This window comes from Kitasatospora sp. NPDC086009 (assembly GCF_044540385.1).
Taxonomy (GTDB): Bacteria; Actinomycetota; Actinomycetes; order Streptomycetales; family Streptomycetaceae; genus Kitasatospora.
In genome coordinates, this window is record NZ_JBITSA010000003.1 from 217372 (window position 1) to 241107 (window position 23736).

Sequence of the window (23736 nt, forward strand, 5' to 3'; positions counted from 1 at the left end):
CCGGTCCCTCAGGTCACGTTGAGGCGGGCCGCCAGGCGCAGCAGGCCCGGGGAGAGGCGGCTGAGGAAGCGGGCGGCCTTGGCCTCGGGGGTGACCGGGACGACCGGCTTGCCGGTGCGGACGGCGTGCAGGATCGCGGTGGCGACCTTCTCCGGCGGGAAGCCCCGGCGGGCGTAGAGCTTCGCGGCGCGGGCCTGCTTGGCCGCCTGCTGGTCGGCGCTGGTGGCGGAGAAGGTGGAGGTGCGGGTGATGTTGGTGTTGACGATGCCGGGGCAGATGGTCGAGACGCCGATGCCGTGCCCGGCCAGTTCGGCGCGCAGGCAGTCGGAGAGCATGAACACGGCCGCCTTGCTGGTGGCGTAGGCGGTGAGCGCCTTGGACGGCAGGTAGGCGGCGGCCGAGGCGAGGTTGACGATGTGCCCGCCCCGGCCGCGGTCGGCCATCAGCGACCCGAAGGCGCGGCAGCCGTGGATCACGCCCCAGAGGTTGACGTCCAGGACGCGCTGCCACTCCTTCTCGGTGGTCTCCAGGAACGTCCCGGAGTGGCCGATGCCCGCGTTGTTGACCACCACGTCGGGGACGCCGTGCGCGGCGGCGACCGCCTCGGCGAAGGCGTCGACGGCGGCGCCGTCGCTGACGTCGACCCGGTAGGCGTGCGCCTGGGGGCCGAGCAGGGAGGCGAGTTCGGCGGTGCGCCGGGCGGCGTCGTGGTCGAGGTCGCAGACCACCACCCGGGCGCCCTCCTCGGCGAAGGCGAGCGCGGTGGCCCGGCCGATGCCGCTGCCGCCGCCGGTGATGACGACCAGCGGGCCGTCGCCGGCCGGGTCGGGGGCCTGTCCGGCGTCGACACCGGCGGTGAACTCGCGGACCATCCCGGCCACGGCGGTTCCCGTCTCCAGGAGGGCGGACCAGTGGGTGGCGTGCAGGGAGCGGCGGGTCAGCCTGGGCACCCAGCGCTCCAGCCCCTCGGAGAGGTACTCGCCGACGTAGTGGTCCCGGGTGAGGGTGATCAGCTGGACCGGCACCTCGGTGGGCCGCTCGCGCGGATTGCGCAGGGTGGGGCGCATGTTGGCCCGGTAGAGCTCGATGCCGCGCACCGCGTCCCGCCGCAGGGTGGGCTGCGGGTGGCCGGGCCGCGGGGTGACGGCCTCCAGGTCGCGCAGCACCCGGGGCCAGGCGCGGGCCAGGCCGAGCCGCCAGATGCCGGGGGCGAGGTAGGGCAGGTGGAAGGCCGTGATGTACCAGGAGTGCACGCCCTGCGCGAGCAGTTGCCGCAGGTGGCGCGGGGTGGGGCGGCGGTAGCGCTCGCGCATCCAGTGGCCGATGTGGTCCAGGCAGGGGCCGGACATCGTGGTGTAGGAGGCGAGCCGCCGCTCGGCGCCGGGCGAGGTGACGGCCTCCCAGGACTGCAGCGAGCCCCAGTCGTGGGCGACCACGTGTACCGGGCGGTCCGGGCTGACCGCGTCGGCGACCGCGAAGAGGTCGGCGGCCAGGTGCTCCAGCCGGTAGCCCTCGCGCGAGGCGGGCGCTCCGGACTCGCCGGCGCCGCGTACGTCGTAGCGGACCACGTGGTGGTCGCGGGCGAGGTCGGCGGCGATGTCGTCCCAGACCACGTGGGTGTCCGGGTAGCCGTGCACCAGCAGGACGGTGGGCGCGTCGGGGTCGCCGTCCTCGAAGACGGCGAGCGGCAGCCCGCCGGAGTGGACGGTGCGGCGGCGGGTGGTGGTCATCGGGTCGCCTCCTGGGCGGTCGCCTCGGCGTGGGCAGCGGTCCAGCGCCGCACGTGCGGCAGGTCGTCGTCGAGCCAGTACGCGTCGTCCTCGGTGACCACCAGCAGCTCCTCGAACTTGATGCCCACCGCGCGGAACCCGATGTGCGGCTCCACCGCCCACAGGCCCGGGGTCGGCGCGTGCCGGGAGGACCGGCCGTCCGCCCAGAGCGGGGAGCGGCCCTGGAGGCGCTCGCCGATCAGCTCGCGGCCGAGCGTCTGGAGTGTACGCACCCCGAAGCCGAGGACGTTCACCCCGGCCGGGCCGCGGCTGGTGGTCCGGGTGACCTGGTGGCCGATCACCCGGCCCGGGTAGACCCGGTGGCGGTTGTCGTAGCCGTGCGCGGCGATCTGCGCGTCCACCGCCGCGTACACCTCGTCGAGCGGGCGGCGGGCGCGGACCTCGGTGAGGATCAGCTCGCGGTAGACCCGGAGGTCGGCGGCCAGCCGGTCCCAGACCGGGTTCTCGCCGACCTTGCCGCCGTAGCCGATGTCGGCGGTGTAGCCGTCCACGATCGGCGCGCAGTCCAGGACGTACGGCATGCCGTCCTCCAGCCGGCGGTCGCCGGCGAAGAACTGCAGCGGGGTGCGGAAGTGCCGGAAGGCGGTGCGGTCGCCGAACCAGGCGAAGGGGACGTGGAAGAAGTCCTGCACGCCGGCGGCGACCAGGCACCGGCGCAGCTCGGCGGTGGCCTGCCGCTCGGTCACCCCCGGTTCGATCCAGGCGGCGACCTGTTCGGCGCAGTGGTAGGCGAGTTGCTGGACCTCGCGGAAGCGGTCCAGGTCGTGGTCGGTGAACGGGAAGGCCGGGGTGCGGGGCACGGCCGGGGGGCGAAGCAGCACGGCGGGCTCCAGTGCTAGAGGTCCAGGACGAGGGTCTCGCCCCCGGCGGCCCGGGAGACGCAGGGCAGCAGGGCGCCGGCGGCGCGCTGCTCGGGGGTGAGGCGGCGGTCGCGGTGGTCCGCGGCGCCGGCCACCAGCCGGACCTCGCAGGTTCCGCAGAAGCCCTGGTGGCAGGAGTACGGCAGGTCCGGACGGGCCTCGCGGAGCACGTCCAGGGCCGACCGGTCGGCGGGGACGCCCAGCACCGGGCCGTCCGTGCCGAGCTGGACGGCGAACGGCTCGCCGCCGGTGACCGGGGCGGCGCCGAACCGCTCGAAGTGCAGAGCCCGGGCCGGCGATCCGTCCAGCGCGCGCTGGACGGCGGTCAGCATGGGGGCCGGGCCGCAGCAGTAGACGGCGGCGCCGCGCGGGGCGTGGGCCAGCAGCTCGGCGCCGGTGGGCACCCCGCCGTGCTCGTCGTCGGTGCGCAGGTGGACCCGGCCCGGGTCGAGGCCGCGCAGCAGCTCCGCGTAGGGGAGGGTGTCGGCGCTGCGGCCGACGTGGACGAGGTGCCAGTCCAGGCCGTGCCGCCGGGCCTCGTGGACCATCGGCAGCAGCGGGGTGATCCCGATGCCGCCGGCCAGCAGCAGGACGGCCGGCTCGGCGCAGAAGGCGAAGCCGTTGCGCGGGCGGCGGGCGGTCAGCCGGGTGCCGGGGTGCAGCTCGCGGTGGATCTCCTCCGACCCGCCGCCTCCCCCGGGCAGCCGGCGGACCGCGATCCGGTAGGCCCGCCGGTCGCCCGGGTCGCCGCAGAGCGAGTAGTGCCGCTCGCGGCCCGAGGGCAGCGCGAGGCGCAGGTGCGCGCCGGGCTGCCAGGGCGGGAGCGCCCCGCCGGAGGGGTCGCCGAGCAGCAGCTCGACGACGTCGGTGGCGATCGTCCGACGGGCGGTCACCACCAGCTGCAGCGCCGGGGTGGGGCGGCCGAACGGGCGCCGGGGGCTGCGGCGCAGCAGCGGGCCGCCCAGCGCGGGGGTGTAGCGGTCGCCGAAGGCAGTCAGGCCTCGCATGAACCGGTCCGCGCGGGGGCGGCCGTAGAGGTCCGGGGGCGGGTTGTGCAGGTCCATCCGGGCGACTCTCCTGGCGTCAGTGGGCGGCGGCGCGGGCGGCCGGGGAGGTGGCGAGGTAGCCGAGGGCCTGGCTGGAGGAGCCCTCCTGGGTGGGGTGGTAGCCGGGGCGCAGGTAGCGCAGGCCGGAGCGGAGCGAGCGGACCGGGTCGGGCAGCAGGCCGCGCCGGGCGAGCCGCCGGGCCTCCCGCCAGCTGGGCCGGATCCGGCCGTCCAGGGTGGGGTCGGCGGCCAGCAGGAAGCGGGCGCCGCGCACCCAGAGGTGGACCAGCAGCGGCCCGGAGACGGCCATGCCGCGGATCCGGCGGGCGTAGCCGGGGTCGAGGTGGACCATCAGGTCGTAGGCGACGCTGCGGTGCTCGACCTCCTCGGCGCCGTGCCAGCGCAGCAGGTCCAGCATCGTCGGGTCGGCCTTCGCCCGGTCCAGGCCGGGGGAGTTGAGCGCCCAGTCGCCGAGGAAGGCGGTGAAGTGCTCGATCGCGGCGACGAAGGCGACCCGCTCGACGATGTTCTCGCGCCGCCGGACGGGCGGGAGGCCGGGCTTGTCCCCGAGGACGCGCTGGAACAGCCAGGTGACCTGGCGGACGTAGGGACGCGGGTCGAGGCCCTGGCCGAGCAGGTGGTCCAGCACCTCCTGGTGGGCCTCGGCGTGGATGGCCTCCTGGCCGATGAAGCCCAGCACCTCCTCGCGCAGCCGGTCGTCCCGGATCAGCGGCAGCGCCTCCTTGAACACCTTGACGAACCAGCGCTCGCCCTCCGGGAGCAGCAGGTGCAGGACGTTGATGACGTGGGTGGCCATCGGCTCGTCGGGGATCCAGTGCAGCGGCAGCCCGGACCAGTCGAAGCGGACGTCCCGGGGCTCCAGGACGAGGCTGTCGTGGACCCGGGCGGCCGGGGCGGCGACGGCGGGAACGGGTGTGGTGGTGCGGGGCATGGAGGCCCTCCTGACCTGGGGGCGGGGCGGCTCGGCTCGCGCGGCACCAGGCAACTTACTCGCGGGTAGCGCCCGCTACAAGGGTTTCGGCAACCCTTATCGACATCGAGTCTAATAGGCGGTGTGCACCGGACGGCGGCCCGGGAAACCCGCGAGCCCCGCCGGGATCCGGCGGGGCTCGTGGACGGGGGCGGCCCCGAAGGGTCAGACCGCCATCGCGAGCATCAGCGGCGCGGCCCGGGCGGCCAGCAGCTCGGCGGCCGCCTTGAGCCGGTGCACGTTGTCGAGCGGCATCGAGGTGGCCAGGCAGCCGACCGTGCTCCCCGCCGTCACCGGCACGGCGGCGCAGACGGTGCCGAGCGCGTACTCCTGAATGTCCAGCACCGGCACGGTGGCCGGCTGGCGCTCCAGCCGGTGCATCAACTGGTCGGCGTCGACGACCGTCCGCGAGGTGAGCCGGGCCACCGGGTGGCGGGACAGGTGGTCCCGGCGGGCGTCGTGGTCGAGCTGGCTGAGCAGGCACTTGCCGATCGCGCTGGCGTGCGCGGTGGCCCGGAAGTCCACCCACTCCTGCACCGCCGGGGCGTGCTCGGCGGCCGCCACCGCCTCGACCGACAGCTCGCCGTCGTGGTACCGGGTGAAGTACACCGCCGCGCCCAACTCGTCCCGCAGCTCCGCGAGTTTGCGGTCCAGCCGGGCCCGGACCAGCTGCTCCCGGTTGTACTGCCCGAGCAGCGCGAAGGTGCCGCCGAGCACCCAACCGCCGTCCTGGCACTGGAGGTAGCCCTCGATCTCCAGGATCTCGGCCAGCCGGCGGACGGTCGGCAGGGCCAGGGACGTCTCCCGGGCGAGGGAGACCAGGGTGGCACCGCCGGGGTGCCGGTCGACGGCCTCCAGCAGTCTGAGGGCGTGCTGCAGGGAGGTGAACGGACCGGGCACGCCCTCGTCCAGCATGGCGTGGCGACCCGGGGCTGGTGTCGACATGTCGTCCCCTTCCGATGTCCCCCAGGGAGTTACCCGCGGGTGTTCTCCAGCCTAACCACCCCGGGACGTCGGCCGGTGCCGCTCCGCGGATATTCGTGCAGGTACGGTAAAGAACTTGACCGGCGCCGGTGTCGGGTGCTCTGCGCGGACAGCACAACGGCCCCTCCCCCACTGCCCTGGGGGGAGAGGCTCGGTGTGCGGCCGCCGGGGTGCGGGCCCCGGCGGCCGGTGAGGGTGGTTCACAGCGGACCGGAGGGACGCCGGGTCAGCCCTCGTCGCCGGCGCGGAGCTTGGCCACGGCGGCCTCCAGCCGGCTGCCGTACTCCTCGTCGGCCGCGTGGAAGTGGGCGAGGTTCTTCTCGACGATGTCGTCGCGCGTCACCTGCGCCAGGAAGCCCGCGATGTTGTCGATCAGGCGGGTCTTCTCGCCGGCCGACATCAGCCGGTAGAGCTCACCGGCCTGGAAGAAGTCGTCGTCCTTGGTGTGCGCCGGCGTGGTGTAGGTGCCGGTGTGGCCGTTCAGCGCGACCGGCGCGGCGAGCGCGTTGTCGGTCTGGGCCGGGCCGTCGTACGAGTTGGGCTCGTAGTTCTTGCCGCGGCCGGACTTGTTGACGGCCGCGAAGCCGTCGCGGCCGTAGTTGTTCGCCTCGGTCGCCCGGGGGGCGTTGACGGCGAGCAGCGTGTGGTTGACGCCGAGGCGGTAGCGCTGGGCGTCCGCGTAGGCGAACAGCCGGCCCTGGAGCATCTTGTCCGGGGACGGGCCGATGCCGGGCACGAAGTTGTTCGGCGAGAACGCCGACTGCTCGACGTCGGCGAAGACGTTCTCCGGGTTCTTGTTCAGCACCAGGCGGCCGACCTTGACCAGCGGGTAGTCGGCGTGCGGCCACACCTTGGTCAGGTCGAAGGGGTTGAAGCGGTAGTCCGCGGCCTCGGCGACCGGCATCAGCTGGACGTACAGCGTCCAGCTCGGGAACACGCCGCGCTCGATGGCCTGGTGCAGGTCGCGCTGGTGGCTGTCGGCGTCGGCGCCGAGCACCTCGGCGGACTGGCCGCCGTCCAGCGAGCGGATGCCCTGGTTGGTCTTGAAGTGGTACTTCACCCAGAAGGCGTCGCCCTGCTCGTTGACCCACTGGTAGGTGTGCGAGCCGTAGCCGTTCATGTGGCGGTACGAGGCCGGGATGCCGCGGTCGCCGAAGAGCCAGGTGATCTGGTGGGTGGAGGCCGGCGAGTGGGCCCAGAAGTCCCAGACGTTGTCGGCCTCCTGGACGCCCGTGTACGGGTCGCGCTTCTGCGAGTGGATGAAGTCCGGGAACTTGATCGGGTCCTTGATGAAGAACACCGGGGTGTTGTTGCCGACGAGGTCGTAGTTGCCCTCCTCGGTGTAGAACTTCAGCGCGAAGCCGCGCGGGTCGCGCACCGCGTCGCTGGCACCCAGGTTGCCCGCCACGGTGGAGAAGCGCAGGAACAGTTCGGTGCGCTTGCCGACCTCGGAGAGGAAGGCCGCCCGGGTGTACTGCGACACCTCGTCGGTGACCTCGAAGTACCCGTAGGCGCCGGAGCCCCGGGCGTGCACGACGCGCTCCGGGATGCGCTCGCGGTTGAACCGGGCCAGCTTCTCCAGGAGCTGCTGGTCCTGGATGAGCAGCGGGCCGTACTCGCCGGCCGAGGCCGAGTTCTGGTTGTCGGCGACGGGCGCGCCCGACTCCGTGGTCAGGATCTTGGACATGGAGGGTCCTTCAGGGTCGACAAAGACGTGCGTGGAGAGGAGGTTGACGGCGCCTCAGACGCCGAGCAGGCGCCAGACGGCCGAGCGGCGGCGGGAGGAGTGCTCGCCGTCCGGGCCGTCACCCGGCCGCAGCGCGGCCACGGCGGCGGTGGCCGCGGCCCGGTCCGCCAACGGGCGCGCGGCGGCCAGGTCGGCGGCCTCCGCGCCGGTGAGACCGGCCTCGGTGAGCGCGGCGGCGGCCTCGGCGGCGGGAACGGCGTTGAACCAGCGCAGGGCGAGGGCCGCGCGGCCCGACTCGGTCAGCCGGCCGGTGAGGCGCAGCCGGGCGAGGCCGCCGTCCGGGTACACGTTGATCCGGACGTGGGTCGCCGGGCGGCCGACGTCGAGCCGCAGGCGGTGCCTGGTGTCAGGCTGGAGTCGGGTGCGGGGCAGGATCTCGAACCAGCCGTCGGGGTCGGTGGCCGGGTCCCCGCCGTCGGTGGCGTCGTAGCCGGTCAGGTCGGCCCAGCCGGGGGCGTTGGCGACGAAGTGGGTGGTATCCACCTCGGCGGCAAGGACCTCGCCGCCCCCGGCCAGGGCGATCTGCACCCAGTCGTTGGCCTTGTCGCGCCGACGCCGGGTCTCCCAGCCCTCGCCCATGACGGTGGCGCGGCCGGGAGCGTTCAGGTTGTGCGGGGAGGAGAAGTAGCGGTCGGACGCCGCCTCGGCCACGCCGCCGAACTCCTGGGCGGCCAGGTCGAAGGTGAGGCCGTCCAGCTCGCGCGGGTCGGGCAGCACCTCGCCGTGCACCCGCAGCCGGGCGACCCCGCCGTCCGGGAAGATGTTGAGGCGTACGTGGGTGTAGCGGGTGCCGTCGGCTATCGCGAACTCGTGCGCGGTGTCGCCCCGGAGCGGGGTGCGCGGCAGCAGTTCGACCCACTCGGCGGCCGCGAGCTCCGCCGGCGACGGGTGCCCGGGAACGGCGGCGGCCTCGACCGAGGCGCTCTCCGGGTAGTTGCCGGTGAAGTGGGCGGTGTCCACGACGAGGCCGCGGATCACTCCGCCGACGCCGAGCCGGACGACCGCCCAGTCGTGGTCCTCGTCGGTGGGGTGCGGCTGCTCGGGGCCGGCGCCGCGGCGGCGCCTGGACTCCCAGCCGTCCATGATCTGGCCCTTGTGGCCGAAGGTGTGCGCGCGGAACTCCGCGGGCTTGGCGACCAGCAGGTTCTCCGCGTCCGCGAAGGTGTCCTCGTTGGTGGCGACGACGCCCGCGCCGAGCCGCCGGGAGGCCAGGTCGACCAGCTCGGTGAACGGGGCGCTCGGGGTGTTGACGGTGCTCACTGGGTCTCCTGGTGACGGGTGATCCGGCGGCCGAAGGGCTCGGCGGCGGTGTCGACCACCCGGCCGCGCAGCCAGGTGGTGCGGACGGCGCCGGTCAGCGTGCGGCCCGCGTAGGGGGTGACGGGATTGCGGTGGTGCAGCTCGGCGGCGTGCACCGCGAACGCGCCGTCCGGGTCGAAGGCCACCAGGTCGGCGTCGTGGCCGACGGCGATGGCGCCCTTGGTGCCGGTGAGGCCGACCAGGGCGGCCGGCCCGCTCGCCATCCAGCGGACCACGTCGGACAGCGTGTGGCCGCGGCGACGGGCCTCGGTCCAGATCGCCGGCAGGCCGAGCTGGAGGGAGGCGATGCCGCCCCAGGCCGCCGCGAAGTCGCCGCTGCCGCCGAACTCGGGCAGCAGCTTGAGGTCCGGGGTGGACGGCGAGTGGTCGGAGACGATCGCGATGAACTCGCCGGCGGCCAGCGCGGCCCAGAGCGCGTCGCGGTTGGCCTCGTCGCGGATCGGCGGACAGCACTTGAACGCGGTGTCGCCGTCCGGCACCTCCTCGGCGGCCAGCGTGAGGTAGTGCGGGCAGGTCTCGGCGGTCACCCGGACGCCGTCCGCGCGGGCCTGCCGCAGCAGCGGCAGCACCGCGGCGGAGGAGACGTGCAGGATGTGCACCCGGGCGCCGGTCCGGCGGGCGGTGTCGAGCAGCCGGGCGACGGCCGCGGTCTCCGCGTCGGCGGGCCGGGAGGCGAGGAAGTCGCGGTAGTGGACGCCGGGTTGCTGCGGGGCGGCGGCGAGCACGGCCGGGTCCTCGGCGTGGATGATGGCCAGCGCGCCGATCCGGGCCTGCTCGGCCAGCGCGGCCTCCAGGTCGGCCTGCTCGACGTGCGGGAACTCGTCCACGCCGGACGGCGCCAGGAAGCTCTTGAAGCCGAACACGCCCGCGCGGTGCAGCGGTTCGAGGTCCGGCACGTTGCCGGGGACGGCCCCGCCCCAGAACCCGAGGTCGACCCAGGCCTGGCCCTCGGCGGTCTTCCGCTTGGCCTCCAGGCCGTCCACCGTGGTGGTGGGCGGGATGGAGTTGAGCGGCATGTCGATGATCGTGGTGACCCCGCCGGCGGCGGCGGCCCGGGTGGCGGTGGCGAACCCCTCCCACTCGGTCCGGCCGGGCTCGTTGACGTGCACGTGGGTGTCGACCAGACCGGGGAGCAGGGCGGTGTCGCCGAGGTCGGTGAGTCCGCCGCCGCCGGCCGTGAGCGCGCCGTGCCCGGCGATCCGCTCGATCGTGCCGTTGCGGATCAGCACGTCAGCGGGACGTTCGCCGTCCGGCAGCACGACCCGGCGGGAGCGGATCACCACCGTCTCGCTGAAGGACGCCTCGCTGGGGGGCATGGGGGACCTCCGAAAACCTGGGTACGAGTGGGGTGTGCCGAAGGAATGCCCGGAGCCTAGGGCCGCCTTCAACAAAACGTCAATGTAGGAAGGTACGAGAGCCGGACGGACCGCTCAGCCGCGCAGCAGCGCCCTCGCCAGGCGCTCCCCCGCGACCTCGGCCAGCTCCCCGGCCCGGGTCATGCTGTCCCCCGGCTGTTCCGCCAGGTCCGTGAGCGCGTAGGCCGCGGTGAAGCCGGCCGCCCGCCACTCGCGCTCCGACAGCTCCAGCCGTCCGGCCACAGCGGCCACCCGAACCCCCGCCCGGGTGGCCGCCGCGGCAACTCCGGCGGGCGCCTTGCCGTGGAGCGTCTGAGCGTCCAGGCAGCCCTCGCCGGTCACGACGAGGCGTGCCCCACGCACGGCCTCGTCGAAACCCAGCAGTTCGAGCATCAACTCGATGCCGGGTCGCATGGTGGCGCCGAGCAGGGCGAGGGCGGCGAAGCCCACCCCGCCCGCGGCCCCGGCGCCGGGGGCCTCCCGGACGTCGCGGCCGACCGCTTCGCCGACCACGTCGGCGAAGCGGGTCAGCCCCTCCTCCAGTACGACCAGGTCGTCACCGTCGGCGCCCTTCTGCGGCCCGTAGACGGCGGTCGCGCCGCGCGGGCCGAGCAGCGGGTTGTCCACGTCGCAGGCCACCACGACCTCGACGCCGGTGAGCACGTCGGCCAGCGGTCCGAGGTCGAGCCGGGCCAGCTTGCGCAGTGCGGCGCCGCCCGGCGGCAGTTCGGCGCCGTCGGCGTCCCGCAGCCCGGCGCCGAGCGCCTGGACCATGCCCGCGCCGCCGTCGGTGCAGGCGCTGCCGCCCAGGCCGAGCACGATCCGCTTGGCCCCCAGGCTCACCGCCCGGCCGATCAGCTGGCCGACCCCGTAGGAGCCGGCCGCGAGCGGGGCGGTCCGGCCGCCGGGGAGCCTGGCGAGCCCGGAGGACTGCGCCAGCTCGACCACGGCGGTGTCGCCCCGGACGGCGAGCGCGGCGTCCACCGGCAGGCCGGTGGGGCCGGCCACCTTGGCCGGGATCCTGCTGAACCCGGCGGCCAGCGCGGCGGCCAGGGTGCCCTCGCCGCCGTCGGCGACGGGCAGTTCGCGGACCTCGACCCCGGGCGCGGCACGGCGGATGCCGGCGGCGATCCGGGCGGCGACCTCGGCGCCCTCCAGGGTGCCCTTGAACTTGTCGGGAGCTACGACCACATGGCCCTGGGTGGGGGTGGCGGGCATGGTGCGGGCCTCACTTCCGGACGGTTCTGGCGCTGGTTCGTCAAGCATGTGCCCCGGGAGGCCGGGACGCGGGGTGCGGCCCCCTCCCCGCCGTTCCCCTCGTCCCGCTTCCGACGTACGAGGGGCTCCCCTCGGCGAGGGAGGGGGCCGGGCGGCGCGCGGGCACGACCGAAGTGCCCCCGACAGGGAGTGCGCGCCGCCGGTTTGGTCGATCGGCAGGAGGCGGATGAGCCCCGGCCCGCCTGCCGATCGGGTCTGGCCTCCTGGTGGCGCGGGCACGACCGGTGAGGTACACGCCACCAGGAGGAGTCTCAGAGGTACCGCGGGGGTACCGCCGGTCCCGCGAGCGTCACGCGAGCTCGCGGCCGGAGAGCCGCTCGACGCCGCGCAGCAGCGCCGAGTGGTCCAGCGAACCGTCGCCGTTGGCGCGGGCGGAGGCGACCAGCTGGGCCACCACCGCACCGACCGGCAGCGCGGCACCCACGGCACGGGCGGCGTCGGTGACGATGCCCATGTCCTTGTGGTGCAGGTCGATCCGGAAGCCCGGCGCGAACTCGCGGTTCAGCATGTTCGCCTTCTTGCGGTTCAGCACCGTCGAGCCGGCCAGGCCGCCGCCGAGCACGTCCAGCGCGGCCGCGAGGTCGACGCCGGCGTTCTCCAGGAACACCACGGCCTCGGCCAGCACCTGGATGTTGACGGCGACGATCAGCTGGTTGGCGGCCTTGACGGTCTGGCCGGCGCCGGCCGGGCCGACGTGGACGACCGTGGTGCCCAGCACGTCGAACAGCGGCTTCGCCTCGGCGAAGTCCTCGGCCGCGCCGCCGACCATGATCGACAGCACCGCCTCGACGGCCCCGGCCTCGCCGCCGGAGACCGGCGCGTCCAGGGTGCGGACGCCCTTCTCCTTGGCGGCGGCCTCGACCTTGATCGAGGTCTGCGGGGTGATGCTCGACATGTCGATGACGAGCGTGCCGGGCCGCACGTTCTCCAGCACCCCGCCCTCCCCCAGGACGGCCTGCTCGACGTGCGGGTCGGCCGGGACCATGGTGATGACGACCTCGGCGTCCTTCACCGCGTCCGCGATGCTGCTCGCACCGTGGCCGCCGACCGCGACCAGCGCGTCGATCTGCGGCTGGGTGAGGTTGTAGCCGGTGACGTGGTGGCCGGCCTTGACGAGGTTGGCGGCCATCGGGCTGCCCATGATGCCGAGGCCGATGAAGGCGATCTTGCGGCTCATCGCGTCGTTCCTTTGTCCGTGGTGGGGTGGGGTGCGGTGGCTGCCGGAGCGCGGTGCGCTAGCCGGCGCGGTGCTCGCGCGGGAGCCACTCGAAGCTGTCGGCGCTGACGCCGCCCGCCGGGCGGTACTCCAGGCCGATCCGGCCGGTGTAGCCGGCGGCGGTCAGCCGGGCGAAGAGGTCCTCGAAGTCCAGCCCGCCGGTGCCCGGCTCGTTGCGGCCGGGGTTGTCGGCGATCTGCACGTGGCCGAAGCGGTCGGCGTAGGTGTCGATCACGGCCGCCAGGTCCTCGCCGTTCATGGCCAGGTGGTAGAGGTCGCAGAGGAACTTGGCGTTGCCCAGGCCGGTCGCGGCGTTGACCTTGTCGACCACCTCGACCGCGGCGGCCGCGGAGACCAGCGGGTAGTCCGGGGACTCGGGCTTGTTCAGCGCCTCGATCAGCAGGACGGCGCCGATCTCGTGGGCGGCCCGCGCGGCGACGACGAGGTTCTCCAGCGCGAGCGCGTCCTGCTCGGCCGGGTCCACGCCCTCGATCCGGTTGCCGTAGAGCGCGTTGAGCGCCGTGGTGCCGAGCGAGGCGGCCAGCCCGGCGGCGACCGGCACGTTGGCCCGGAAGCGCTCCTTCTCGGCCGGGACCGAGACGGTGCCGCGGGCGCCCTTGCTGAGGTCGTCCAGGAAGTTGAGACCGGTCAGCCGCACGCCGGCGTCGCCGAAGGCCTTGCGGAGCGCGTCCAGCTCGGCCTCGGACGGGGCGTGCTCCTCGCCGAACGGCCACCACAGCTCGGCGGCGGTGAAGCCGGCGGCGGCGGCAGCGGCCGGGCGCTCCAGGAGCGGGAGCTCGCCGAACAGGATCGACAGGTTGACGGTGAAGCTGTGCGCGGAGGCGGCAGTCACGTCAATCACCTCTCATCTCTCTTCCGTCTATCCGCAACTTCCACGATCCGGAAGAGGGATTCTGCTTGGTGGAAGCATGTCCGCCGCGCCGAGCGAGTGTCAAGACCGTCGCAACAATTTGTTGAAGAGGCCGAAACCGATCCCCCACCCCGGGTCCGCGCTGTTCGATCGACCAGCCGCCCCCCGGCGGCCCACCGCCCGATGACCGGCCGCGCTCCCGCTCGCTACAGTGAGCGGGTGCGATTGATGGTGGAGTTCACGACAGAACCGTTCGAACTGGACACGTTCCCGGAGCACGCCGTGGCGGCCCGGAAGGTGGTCGACGAGGCCGGCCTGGCCGTCGCGGTCGGCCCCTTCGGAACCGGCGCCGAGGGCGAGGCCGACCAGGTCCTGGCCGCCGTGACCAAGCTGCTCCGGGAGACCCTGGACGCCGGCGCGACCCGGATCTCGGTCCAGGTCAGCGTGCTGGGCGAGGAGGGCGGTACGCCGTGACCGAGCACGTGGACCACCCCCTCGCCGCCGCGATAAAGCCGCTGCTGGAGGCCGTCGGCGCGACGCCCGTGCCGCTGGCGGAGGCGAAGGCCGAGGACGTCCTGCTGGAGTGGGAGGGCACCCCGGCCCTGGCCGTCCGGCTGCCCCACCTGAGCAGTGCGCTGGACCGGCTGCTGACCGAGATGGCCCGCCAGTTCGACGGCCGGCCGCTGGCCGAGCTGGACCGCTGGGAGAAGCAGCGCGTGGTCGCCCTCCTGGAGGAGCGGGGCGCCTTCACCGTCCGCCACGGGGTGGAGACGGTCGCCTCGGCGCTCGGCGTGAGCCGCTTCACCGTGTACAACTACCTCAACCGCCAGGACGGCACGAAGTCCGGCTGAGCCTGCGACACCCCGGTCGGCCGCGTCGGCCGACCGGGTGTGCCCCGCCGGCCCGGCCAGTCTTCATCAGCCCCCGGCGGGGCACACTTGTCTCATCGCACACGAAACGGCCCGGCAACCGGGGCCGGTTCAAAACGTAACCACCAACCGTTCAACAAAGTGTTGACGGCCCGGTTGGGTGGATCTAGCTTGTGCGGGTGGCACCACTCTTCAGGAGGTCCACCCGTGACCAACCACCCCCACGCCCTTGACGCCCTGGCGGCGGCCGACGCCGCCGAGCTGAGAGAGCTCCTGCTGGAGGTCTGCTCCAGCCCCACCTGGGCCGACGCCGTGGCATCGGCCCGGCCCTGGCCGGACCGCGCGGCCCTGCTCGACGCCAACGCGGCGGCCATGGCCGCACTGACGGCCGCCGACCTGCACGACGCGATGGCCGGCCACGCCCGGATCGGCACGCCCAAGGCGGGCGACGCCACCTCCGAGCGCGAACAGGCCGGCATCCGGGGAGTGGACACCGCACTCCTCGACGAACTACACCGGGCCAACACCGCCTACGAGGCCAAGTTCGGCCATGTGTTCCTGATCTGCGCGACCGGCCGCACCGCGGACACCATGCTCGCCGCCCTGCGGGAGCGCTTCCCGAACGACGCCGCCACCGAGGCGGAGATCGTCCGGGGCGAGCTGCGCAAGATCAACGACATTCGGATCAACCGACTGCTCGACGAGAACTGACCCGTCGTCAGTTACCTTCGACGTACCGACGTACCGACGTACCGTCACATCTGCCATCAGTAAGGTCACTTCACCCATGACTGGCATCTCCACCCACGTGCTCGACACCAGCCTCGGCCGCCCGGCCGAGGGTGTCCCGGTCGAGCTCGCACTGCACACCGAGGGTGGCTGGAAGGTGCTCGGCACCTCCGCCACGGACTCCGACGGCCGGGCCAAGGACCTGCCGGCCGCGGAGGCGGGCTCGGTCGTCCGGCTGCTCTTCGACACCGCCGCGTACTACGCGCGCACCTCCGCGGAGCCGCCGTTCTTCCCCGAGGTCGCGATCGTCTTCACGGTCGCACCCGCGCAGCACCACTACCACGTGCCGCTGCTGCTGAACCCGTTCGGATACTCGGTCTACCGCGGAAGCTAGACCGCTTGATTGATTGGGAGCCTGTCATGGCCCACGTGCTCGGTCAGAACCAGTACGGCAAGGCGGAGAACCGCATCGTCCGCGTCTACCGTGACAGCACCCGTCACGAGATCAAGGACCTGAACGTCTCGGTCGCCCTCTCCGGCGACCTCGACGACGTCCACCTCACCGGCTCCAACGCCAACTGCCTGCCCACCGACACCACCAAGAACACCGTCTTCGCCTTCGCGAAGGAGTACGGGATCGAGTCCGCGGAGCAGTTCGGCATCACGCTGGCGAAGCACTTCGTGGACAACAACGAGCCGATCCACCGGGCCCGGATCCGGATCGAGGAGTACACCTGGGACCGGATCAAGACCCCGGACAACTCCGCGCGCTTCATCGGCTCGGAGGAGGTCGGCCACTCGTTCGTCCGCAACGGCGGCGAGACCCGCACCTGCGAGGTCGTCTACGACGGTGAGACCGTCCAGGTGATCTCGGGCCTCAAGGACCTCGTGGTGATGAACTCCACCAACTCGGAGTTCTGGGGCTACATCAAGGACAAGTACACCACCCTCCAGGAGGCGTACGACCGGATCCTCGCCACCCAGGTGACGGCCCGCTGGAAGTACGGCTTCGACGGCCGGGACGAGGAGCCCCAGCCCAACTGGAACCGCTCCTACACCCATGTGCGGCGCCACCTCCTGGAGGCCTTCGCCGAGACCTACTCCTACTCGCTGCAGCAGACCCTGCACTCGATGGGCACCCGGGTCCTGAACAACCGCGCCGAGGTGGACGAGGTCCGCCTGGAGCTGCCCAACAAGCACCACTTCCTGGTCGACCTGGAGCCGTTCGGCCTCAAGAACGACAACGAGGTCTACTACGCCGCCGACCGGATGTACGGCCTGATCGAGGGCACCGTGCACCGCGAGGGCGTCGTCCCGGTGATCCCGGTCGCCTGACCGTTCCCCACCCATGGACCCCGCCCGGCACCACCGCACCCCCCGGCCTCCCAGGGCCGGCCGGCACCGGGCGGTTCGCAGTACCCGCAACTCCTGCACCAGCAGTTTCTCCACCCCCCACCCACCGGAGATCGTGCCCGCCTCACGGCGGCCGGCCCGGGGTGCTGGAGAAGCGTCCCGAGGGATCCTTGCTCCGCCGTCCCGCCCTCGGGGGATCTCCAGCGCCGCGGGCGCGCCGAGAGCCAGGGCACAAGAGGGGCTCGACATGGCACTCCGTTCCACCCGCACCACAGACGGCGGTTCCACCCCAGAAAGACCACCCGGTCCGGACGGTGTGTCAACCCACCTCCCCGACACCCCTTCCGGGCCGGGAGTCCACCCCGTGGACGAGATGCTGCCGACGGTGAAGCTGGTCTCCACCGGTCTGCAGCACGTCGCCGCGATGTACGCGGGAGTCGTAGCTCCTCCACTCATCGTCGGCGCCGGCGTGGGGCTCTCCCCCACCGAACTCGCCCTGCTCATCTCGGCCAGCCTGTTCACCGCCGGACTGGCCACCCTCCTGCAGACCCTCGGCATCTGGAAGATCGGCGCGCGGCTCCCGTTCGTGAACGGCGTGTCGTTCGCGGGCGTCGCGCCCATGATCGCCATAGCCAAGGAGCACGGACCGAAGGACGCCCTCCCGGTGATCTTCGGAGCGGTGATCGTCGCGGGGCTCCTGTGCTTCCTCGCGGCGCCGTACTTCTGCAAGCTGATCAGGTTCTTCCCACCGGTCGTCCAGGGCACCGTGATCACCCTCATCGGGGTGTCCCTGCTGCCGGTGGCGGTGAACTGGGCGCGCGGCGGATCGCCGGGCGCCCCGGGATTCGGTTCCATGCGGGCCATCGGCCTCGCCGCGATCACCCTCCTCGCGGTGGTGCTCTGCAACCGGCTGCTGCGCGGCTTCTGGCAGCAGCTCTCGCTGCTCGTCGGGCTGGCGTTCGGCACCCTGCTCGCCTTCCCGCTGGGCCTGGCCGACTTCGGCGCGGTACAGGACGCGAAGGTCTTCGCGCTCCCCTCCCCGTTCCACTTCGGCGCCCCCGTGTTCGACGCGGCCGCGATCGTGTCGCTCTGCATCGTCATGGTGGTCTCGATGACCGAGTCCACCGCCGACATGCTGGCGCTCGGCAAGATCGTCGACCGTCAGGCCGACGAGGCCACCCTCGCCGCCGGCCTGCGGGCGGACGGCCTGGCCACCGCGCTGAGCCCGGTCTTCAACGGCTTCGCCGCCAGTGCCTTCGCCCAGAACATCGGGCTGGTGGCGCTGACGAAGATCCGCAGCCGCTTCGTGGTCGCGGCCGGCGGCGGGATCCTGATCCTGCTCGGGCTCTTCCCGGTGCTCGGGTCGGTCGTCTCGCTGGTGCCGCAGCCCGTCCTGGGCGGCGCCGGGATCGTGCTCTTCGGCACGGTCGCGGCGAGCGGCATCCGCACCCTCGCGGAGGCCGGCATGGAGTCCAGCTCGAACACCATCCTGGTGTCGGTCGCGCTCGGGGTCGGAATCATCCCGATCGCGGTACCGACCTTCTACGACGCTTTCCCGGAGGCCGTCCGCACCCTGCTGCACTCCGGGATATCGGCCGGCAGCGTGATGGCCGTCCTGCTCAACCTGCTCTTCCACCACGTCGGGGTCGCCCGCCGGTCGCCGGCCGACGGGAACCCCGCCACGACGGTGCCGACGGCGACACCGTCCTGACCGGTTGACGGGGGGCGCGTGCCGCTCATCGCGCGCTCCTCGTCAACCCTCCCCCCATAGGAGTAACACCATGGCAGTCCAGCCCCCACCCGCCGACCAGCGGATCGTGATCGAGAACGTCGCGATCGCGACGGTCGACGCCAACGACACCGAGTACGCCCGCGGCCACGTGGTCGTCCTCGGCAACAGGATCGAGTCGGTCGGCGACGGCCCCGCCCCGCAGTGGCTGGACAACGTGGTACGCCGGATCAACGGCGAGGGTCACCTCGTCACCCCCGGCCTGGTCAACACCCACCACCACTTCTACCAGTGGATCACCCGCGGGCTCGCCCAGGACAACATCCTCTTCGACTGGCTGGTCGCCCTCTACCCGACCTGGGCCCGGATCGACGACAAGCTCGTGCACGCCGCCGCCCAGGGCTCGGCCGCCGCACTGCTCAAGTCCGGCTGCACCACCGCCGCCGACCACCACTACGTCTTCCCGAAGGACGGCGGCGACATCCTCGGCGCCGAGATCGAGGCCGTCCAGGAGCTCGGCATGCGCTTCACCGCGCTGCGCGGCTCCATGGACCGCAGCAAGAAGGACGGCGGCCTGCCGCCGGACCACGCGGTCGAGAACACCGAGGAGATCCTGATCGCCTCCGAGGCGGCCGTGGACAGGTACCACGACGCCTCCTCCGACGCGATGCTGCAGATCGCCATCGCGCCCTGCTCGCCCTTCTCGGTCTCCACCGAGCTGATGCGCGAGGCCGCCCTGCTGGCCCGCCGCAAGGGCGTCCGGCTGCACACCCACGGCTCCGAGACCGCCGAGGAGGAGGCGTTCTGCAAGGAGCTGTTCGGGATGGGCCCGACCGACTACTTCGAGTCGGTGGGCTGGCTCGGCGAGGACGTCTGGATGGCGCACTGCGTCCACATGAACGACTCGGACATCGCCAAGTTCGCCGAGACCGGCACCGGTGTCGCGCACTGCCCGTCCTCCAACGCCCGCCTCGCCGCCGGCATCGCCCGCGTCCCCGACATGCTGAAGGCCGGCGTCCCGGTCGGCCTCGGGGTGGACGGCACCGCCTCCAACGAGTCCGGCGAGCTGGGCACCGAGCTGCGCAACGCCCTGCTGATCAACCGCCTGCACGGCTACCCGACCGCGCTCACCGGCCGCCAGGCGCTGCGCCTCGGCACCATGGGCGGCGCCCGGGTGCTCGGCCGGCAGAACGAGATCGGCTCGATCGAGGCCGGCAAGCTGGCCGACCTCGCGCTGTGGAAGATCGACGGCATCATGCACTCCTCGATCGCCGACCCGGTCGCCGCGCTCACCCTCGGCGCCCTGCCGCCGCTGGCCGCCCTCTTCGTCAACGGCAACGCCGTCGTGGAGAAGGGGCAGCTGACCACGGTGAACGAGGACCGGATCGCGCAGGCCTGCGCCCGCGCCGCCAAGGAGCTCGCCGCCCGCCCCGTGTAACCCCCTGAACTCCGGGCCGCCCAGGGACGGTGCGTCACCCGGACTCCGTGCGCCACCGCTCAGGACGGCGCACGGACCCCAGCCCCGGGCCCACGGCGAGGGTCCGGGGCTGTGGCGTGCCCGGGCGGAGGCGGCCCCTCCGCGTCGGCGGGCCGGCCCGATCGGGATCCGGACACGACGGAGGGCCTGCGCCGGTCGGCGCAGGCCCTCCGGGCGTGGTGGGGTGTCAGGCCGTGCGGCCCAGGGTGGCGAGGTAGCGGCGCCAGCCGCCGTAGCGGGTGATCTCGCGGTGGACGCCGCGGTCGGCCTCGCCGCGGGCGAGCAGCATGGAGAGGCAGGGCGAGCCGTCGGCCAGCGTGATGACGCCGAGTTCGAGCTCACGAGGCTCGCCGGGGAGGATCACGTCACGCAGGTGTTCGAGGGTGATGTCGTACAGCTCGCCCTCGATGGCGGTGTCGACGGACGGGTCGGCGAGCAGTCCGGGGCAGACGTCCCCGATGGAGAAGAAGCGGTAGCCCGGCGCGGTGCGGACCGGGCCGACCAGCGCGTCGGCCACCGAGGGGTGGAAGGGGCCGCCGACCATGGCCTGGCCGTTGAAGAAGATGCGTGCCACGGGGATCGATGCCTCCGGAAACGGCCGTTCCGCACGGCGACGATGAGGACAGCTGGATTCGTCGCCGTACGGAACGGAGCAATGGGGCGCGGCGACTGCTACAAGCCGGCAGGCGGCAGCGGGCGCACGCGCGGATAGATTGGACTCAGCCCAGCAGGGGCAGCGCGGGCAGGGTCAGGAAGTCCGCGAACTCCTCGGCCAGGGCGACCTGTTCGAAGAGCTTGGCGGCCTCGCGCCAGCGCCCACCGGCGTAGGCCTCGTCGCCCAGCTCGGCCCGGAGCGCGGCGAGCTCCTCGGCCACCAGACGGCGCACCAGGTCGGCGGTGGCCTTCTCGCCCGTGTCGGAGAGCACCACGCCGTTGTGGATCCACTGCCAGATCTGCGAGCGGGAGATCTCGGCGGTGGCGGCGTCCTCCATCATGTTGAAGATGGCGACGGCACCGAGGCCGCGCAGCCACGCCTCGATGTAGCGGACCCCGACCTGGACGGCGTTGTGCAGGCCGGCGTGGGTGCAGTGGCCGCCGGCGCCGGCGATGTCGAGCAGCTGGGCGGGCGTGACGGGCTCGGCCGGGCCCGGGTCGTCCTTCTGGTTCGGGCGCTCGCCGAGGACGGCGTCGAAGCAGGCACGGGCGACCGGGACGAGGTCCGGGTGGGCGACCCAGGAGCCGTCGAAGCCGTTGCCGGCCTCGCGGTCCTTGTCGGCCCTGACCTTCTCCAGGGCGGCCGCGTTGACCTCGGGGTCGCGGCGGCTGGGGATGAAGGCGGCCATCCCGCCGATCGCGTGCGCGCCGCGCCGGTGGCAGGTCTGCACCAGCAGCCGGGTGTAGGCGGCCATGAACGGGGAGGCCATGGTGACGGAGTTGCGGTCCGGCAGGATGTAGTGCTCGCCGGCGTCGCGGAAGTTCTTGACGATCGAGAACAGGTAGTCCCAGCGGCCGGCGTTGAGCCCGGCGGCGTGGTCCCGCAGCTCGTAGAGGATCTCCTCCATCTCGAACGCCGCGGTGATGGTCTCGATCAGCACGGTGGCCCGGACGGTGCCGTGCGGGATGCCGAGCGCCGCCTGGGCGTGGGTGAAGACGTCGTTCCAGAGCCGGGCCTCCAGGTGGCTCTCCGTCTTCGGGAGGTAGAAGTAGGGGCCGGAGTTCGGGTCCTCCGCGCCGCGCGCGAGCAGCCGCGCCGCGTTGTGGAAGAAGTAGAGGCCGAAGTCGAGGAAGGCCCCGGCGACCGGCCGGCCGTCGACCAGCAGGTGGTTCTCGTCCAGGTGCCAGCCGCGCGGGCGGACCACCACGGTGGCCAGCTCGGCGGCCGGCCTGAGGGTGTAGGCCTTGCCGGCCGAGGAGGTGAAGTCGATCCGGCCCTCGAAGGCGTCGATCAGGTTGATCTGGCCGCCGACCACGTTCTCCCAGGTCGGCGAGGTGGCGTCCTCGAAGTCCGCCAGCCAGACCCGGGCGCCGGAGTTGAGGGCGTTGATGACCATCTTGCGGTCGGTGGGGCCGGTGATCTCGACCCGGCGGTCCTGGAGGGCGCGGGGGGCCTCGGCCACCGTCCAGTCGCCCGCCCGCACGGCGGCCGTCTCGGGGAGGAAGTCCAGGGTGCCGGCTTCGGCGATCTCGGCACGGCGGGTCCTGCGGCGCACCAGGAGCTCCTGCCGGCGGTCCTCGAACGCGCGGTGGAGGCCGACGACGAAGGCGACCGCCTCCGGAGTGAGCACCTCCTCGGCCCGGTGGACTCGCGGACCGGCGACAGTGACGACCGGAGCGGCGGGGGAGGCGCCGGCGGGTCCCTGATCTGTAGCCATGAGCAGGACACTCCTAAGACGGTTGAGCATGGCGAAGGCAGTTCCGGTGGGAACGTCCTTGATCTGAACCGAGGGGAAACCCCACCTGTCGGAGGGTTCGATTCTGTAAGGTGGAGACTAGTTTCCGCGATACAGAATTTCAACGGTTTGTTGAGGTGATCGCTGGGACTCTACTCCTCCCCCGACAGCGAAGGGAACGCCGGTGGTTGCGACCCCCGACACAGCATCGACGACGGGTCCGGACCGCGCGAGCGGCGGCGTGCAGTCCGTCGAGCGCGCCTTCCTGCTGCTGGAGGCGCTGGCCGACTCCGGCGGCGTGGCGACGCTCAGTGAGCTCTCCACCTCCTCCGGGCTGCCGATGCCCACGATCCACCGCCTGGTTCGTACCCTCGTGCAGCAGGGCTATGTCCGCCAGGACACCGCGCGCCGCTACACCCTGGGCCCCCGGCTGATCCGGCTCGGTGAGACGGCCGGGCGACTGCTCGGCAGCTGGGCCCGCCCCTACCTGGCCGAACTGATGGAGGCCACCGGCGAGACGGCGAACCTGGCCGTGCTGGAGGGCGGCGAGGTGGTGTACGTCGGACAGGTGCAGTCGCGGCGCTCGATGCGGATGTTCACCGAGGTCGGCCGCCGGGTGCAGCCGCACTGCACGGGCGTCGGCAAGGCGCTGCTGGCCCAGCTGCCCGAGGAGGAGGCGCGGGCCGTGCTCGGCCCGAACCCGCTGCCGGCGCACACCTCCTACACCGTGACCGACCCGCAGGAGCTGCTGGTCCAGTTGGCGCAGGCGCGTGAGCGCGGCTACGTGGTGGACGACCAGGAGCAGGAGATCGGGGTGCGCTGCATCGCGCTCGCGGTACCCGGCGCGCCGACGCCGACGGCGCTCTCCGTCTCCGGCCCGGAGGCCCGGATCCGGGCGCTGGAGGAGCAGGCCGGCGCGGCCTCGCTCGTCCCCGTGATGCACCAGATCGCGGCCCGGCTGGGGCAGGTCCTCGCCCCCTGACGCGGCGTCATCACCACCGCCCCGCAAGGGACACCGGCGCGGCTCGCCCGGAGTTCGCCCGTTCGGGCGGCCCGAGGGCGGGTCGGACCTGCCTGGGAGTACCGATCGCTCACGCTGAGTCCGTGCGCGCCCCGCGACGGTGCGGGGCGCCGGAAGACAAGGGCAGGGTGAGCGCGATGTCGCGTAGTACGTCCGTACGGGGAATTCTGGGCAGGTCACTGACGGTGGGATGCGCCCTGGTGGCGATGGTCGGCGGGACCGCCCTGGCGTGTCCGACCGACGAGCCCGCACCGAGCGCCGAACCGGCGGTCGCGGCGGCGAAGCCGTCCGACTCCGACCTGGAGGTGATCCGGCTGGACCCGGACCCCGTCGCGCCCGGCGGTACCACGACGCTGCACGCCTTCATCGCCAACGACGGGCCGGACCGGACCGCCTCCGCGTTCACCGTGGTGATCACCCTGCCGGAGGGCGTGACGGCCGAGGCCCCGTTCTTCCCGGACAACTGCTACGAGTTCCAGAACGGCCACCGGGTGCGCTGCACCTTCCCGGCCGGGCTGAAGCGGTACCGGACCGCGACCGCACTGATCCCGCTCCGGGTGGCCTCCACCGTCCCCCTCGGCGATCTGGACGGCGGCTACGTGGCGGTGCGCAGCGACGACGACCGGAACGAGGCGAACAACCGCCAGCCGTTCACGGTCCACGTCGTGGAGAGCACCCGCGGCTGAGCGGGGCCACCGGAGCCGCGTGGG

The 23736-nt window shown here is 73.0% G+C and carries 21 protein-coding genes and 1 pseudogene; 9 read left to right on the plus strand and 13 right to left on the minus strand.

Annotation, left to right across the window (positions count from 1 at the left end; all coding sequences use genetic code 11):
• Positions 1-8: 8 nt before the first annotated feature.
• The 11 genes and pseudogenes from ACIF6L_RS10140 to ACIF6L_RS10190 form a co-directional block, all read right to left on the minus strand.
• Positions 9-1730 (minus strand): SDR family oxidoreductase, encoded by a 1722-nt coding sequence (locus ACIF6L_RS10140; RefSeq protein ID WP_396487770.1) that lies wholly within the window; start codon positions 1728-1730, stop codon positions 9-11.
• Positions 1727-2611 (minus strand): M24 family metallopeptidase, encoded by an 885-nt coding sequence (locus tag ACIF6L_RS10145; protein ID WP_329490606.1) that lies wholly within the window; start codon positions 2609-2611, stop codon positions 1727-1729. Before ACIF6L_RS10145 ends, ACIF6L_RS10140 begins: the two co-directional genes overlap by 4 nt.
• Before the next feature lie 14 nt (positions 2612-2625).
• Positions 2626-3714 (minus strand): PDR/VanB family oxidoreductase, encoded by a 1089-nt coding sequence (locus ACIF6L_RS10150; protein WP_396487773.1) that lies wholly within the window; start codon positions 3712-3714, stop codon positions 2626-2628.
• A gap of 19 nt (positions 3715-3733) precedes the next feature.
• Positions 3734-4648, minus strand: a complete 915-nt coding sequence (locus tag ACIF6L_RS10155; RefSeq protein WP_329490604.1) for a metal-dependent hydrolase — start codon at positions 4646-4648, stop codon at positions 3734-3736.
• A gap of 204 nt (positions 4649-4852) precedes the next feature.
• The gene (locus tag ACIF6L_RS10160; RefSeq protein ID WP_329490603.1) at positions 4853-5632 is read right to left on the minus strand and encodes an IclR family transcriptional regulator C-terminal domain-containing protein; all 780 of its coding nucleotides are present in this window, start codon (positions 5630-5632) and stop codon (positions 4853-4855) included.
• Positions 5633-5897: 265 nt separating this feature from the next.
• Entirely contained in the window at positions 5898-7358 is a 1461-nt protein-coding gene (locus ACIF6L_RS10165) for a catalase (RefSeq protein WP_396487777.1), read from the minus strand.
• Positions 7359-7625: 267 nt separating this feature from the next.
• Positions 7626-8678 (minus strand): annotated as a pseudogene (gene alc, locus ACIF6L_RS10170) (allantoicase); the annotation flags it as partial.
• Positions 8675-10054: an allantoinase AllB gene (gene allB, locus ACIF6L_RS10175; RefSeq protein ID WP_396487779.1), complete on the minus strand. Its 1380-nt coding sequence runs from the start codon at positions 10052-10054 to the stop codon at positions 8675-8677. The pseudogene alc and the gene allB, both read right to left, overlap by 4 nt.
• Before the next feature lie 114 nt (positions 10055-10168).
• Positions 10169-11311, minus strand: coding sequence for a glycerate kinase (locus tag ACIF6L_RS10180; protein ID WP_352295113.1), 1143 nt, complete (start codon positions 11309-11311; stop codon positions 10169-10171).
• A 349-nt stretch (positions 11312-11660) separates the two neighbouring features.
• Positions 11661-12548, minus strand: a complete 888-nt coding sequence (locus ACIF6L_RS10185) for a 2-hydroxy-3-oxopropionate reductase (protein WP_329490598.1) — start codon at positions 12546-12548, stop codon at positions 11661-11663.
• Between the two features lie 58 nt (positions 12549-12606).
• A complete protein-coding gene (locus ACIF6L_RS10190; RefSeq protein WP_329490597.1) occupies positions 12607-13449 on the minus strand; it encodes a TIM barrel protein in 843 nt (280 codons plus the stop codon).
• 237 nt (positions 13450-13686) lie between these two features.
• Between ACIF6L_RS10190 and ACIF6L_RS10195 the strand changes: the two genes are divergently transcribed.
• The 7 genes from ACIF6L_RS10195 to ACIF6L_RS10225 all read left to right on the plus strand — a co-directional run bounded on the left by ACIF6L_RS10195 (position 13687) and on the right by ACIF6L_RS10225 (position 19576).
• Positions 13687-13932, plus strand: a complete 246-nt coding sequence (locus ACIF6L_RS10195) for a thiamine-binding protein (RefSeq protein ID WP_387887521.1) — start codon at positions 13687-13689, stop codon at positions 13930-13932.
• On the plus strand, positions 13929-14309 hold the full coding sequence (locus ACIF6L_RS10200; protein ID WP_329490595.1) for a helix-turn-helix domain-containing protein: 381 nt from the start codon (positions 13929-13931) through the stop codon (positions 14307-14309). Before ACIF6L_RS10195 ends, ACIF6L_RS10200 begins: the two co-directional genes overlap by 4 nt.
• Before the next feature lie 225 nt (positions 14310-14534).
• Positions 14535-15038, plus strand: a complete 504-nt coding sequence (gene uraD / locus ACIF6L_RS10205; protein ID WP_396487782.1) for a 2-oxo-4-hydroxy-4-carboxy-5-ureidoimidazoline decarboxylase — start codon at positions 14535-14537, stop codon at positions 15036-15038.
• A 76-nt stretch (positions 15039-15114) separates the two neighbouring features.
• Positions 15115-15450 carry a hydroxyisourate hydrolase gene (uraH, locus tag ACIF6L_RS10210; protein WP_329490593.1) on the plus strand — a complete coding sequence of 112 codons (336 nt, stop codon included), beginning with the start codon at positions 15115-15117 and terminating at the stop codon, positions 15448-15450.
• Between the two features lie 26 nt (positions 15451-15476).
• Positions 15477-16391, plus strand: a complete 915-nt coding sequence (gene pucL / locus ACIF6L_RS10215; RefSeq protein ID WP_329490592.1) for a factor-independent urate hydroxylase — start codon at positions 15477-15479, stop codon at positions 16389-16391.
• A gap of 265 nt (positions 16392-16656) precedes the next feature.
• Positions 16657-18120: a nucleobase:cation symporter-2 family protein gene (locus tag ACIF6L_RS10220; RefSeq protein ID WP_380384500.1), complete on the plus strand. Its 1464-nt coding sequence runs from the start codon at positions 16657-16659 to the stop codon at positions 18118-18120.
• A gap of 70 nt (positions 18121-18190) precedes the next feature.
• A complete protein-coding gene (locus tag ACIF6L_RS10225) occupies positions 18191-19576 on the plus strand; it encodes an 8-oxoguanine deaminase (RefSeq protein ID WP_396487785.1) in 1386 nt (461 codons plus the stop codon).
• Between the two features lie 226 nt (positions 19577-19802).
• On the opposite strand, the gene ACIF6L_RS10230 is transcribed toward ACIF6L_RS10225, so the two are convergent.
• Together ACIF6L_RS10230 and aceB are read right to left on the minus strand one after the other, a co-directional pair.
• The gene (locus ACIF6L_RS10230) at positions 19803-20189 is read right to left on the minus strand and encodes a gamma-glutamylcyclotransferase (RefSeq protein ID WP_329490590.1); all 387 of its coding nucleotides are present in this window, start codon (positions 20187-20189) and stop codon (positions 19803-19805) included.
• Between the two features lie 145 nt (positions 20190-20334).
• Complete coding sequence (gene aceB, locus ACIF6L_RS10235; protein ID WP_396487787.1) at positions 20335-21987, minus strand: malate synthase A; 1653 nt, start codon at positions 21985-21987, stop codon at positions 20335-20337.
• A gap of 202 nt (positions 21988-22189) precedes the next feature.
• Here aceB and ACIF6L_RS10240 point away from each other — a divergent pair, with 202 nt between their 5' ends.
• Together ACIF6L_RS10240 and ACIF6L_RS10245 are read left to right on the plus strand one after the other, a co-directional pair.
• A complete protein-coding gene (locus tag ACIF6L_RS10240) occupies positions 22190-22987 on the plus strand; it encodes an IclR family transcriptional regulator (protein ID WP_329490588.1) in 798 nt (265 codons plus the stop codon).
• 224 nt (positions 22988-23211) lie between these two features.
• A complete protein-coding gene (locus tag ACIF6L_RS10245; protein ID WP_396487789.1) occupies positions 23212-23712 on the plus strand; it encodes a hypothetical protein in 501 nt (166 codons plus the stop codon).
• The last annotated feature ends 24 nt before the right edge of the window (positions 23713-23736 follow it).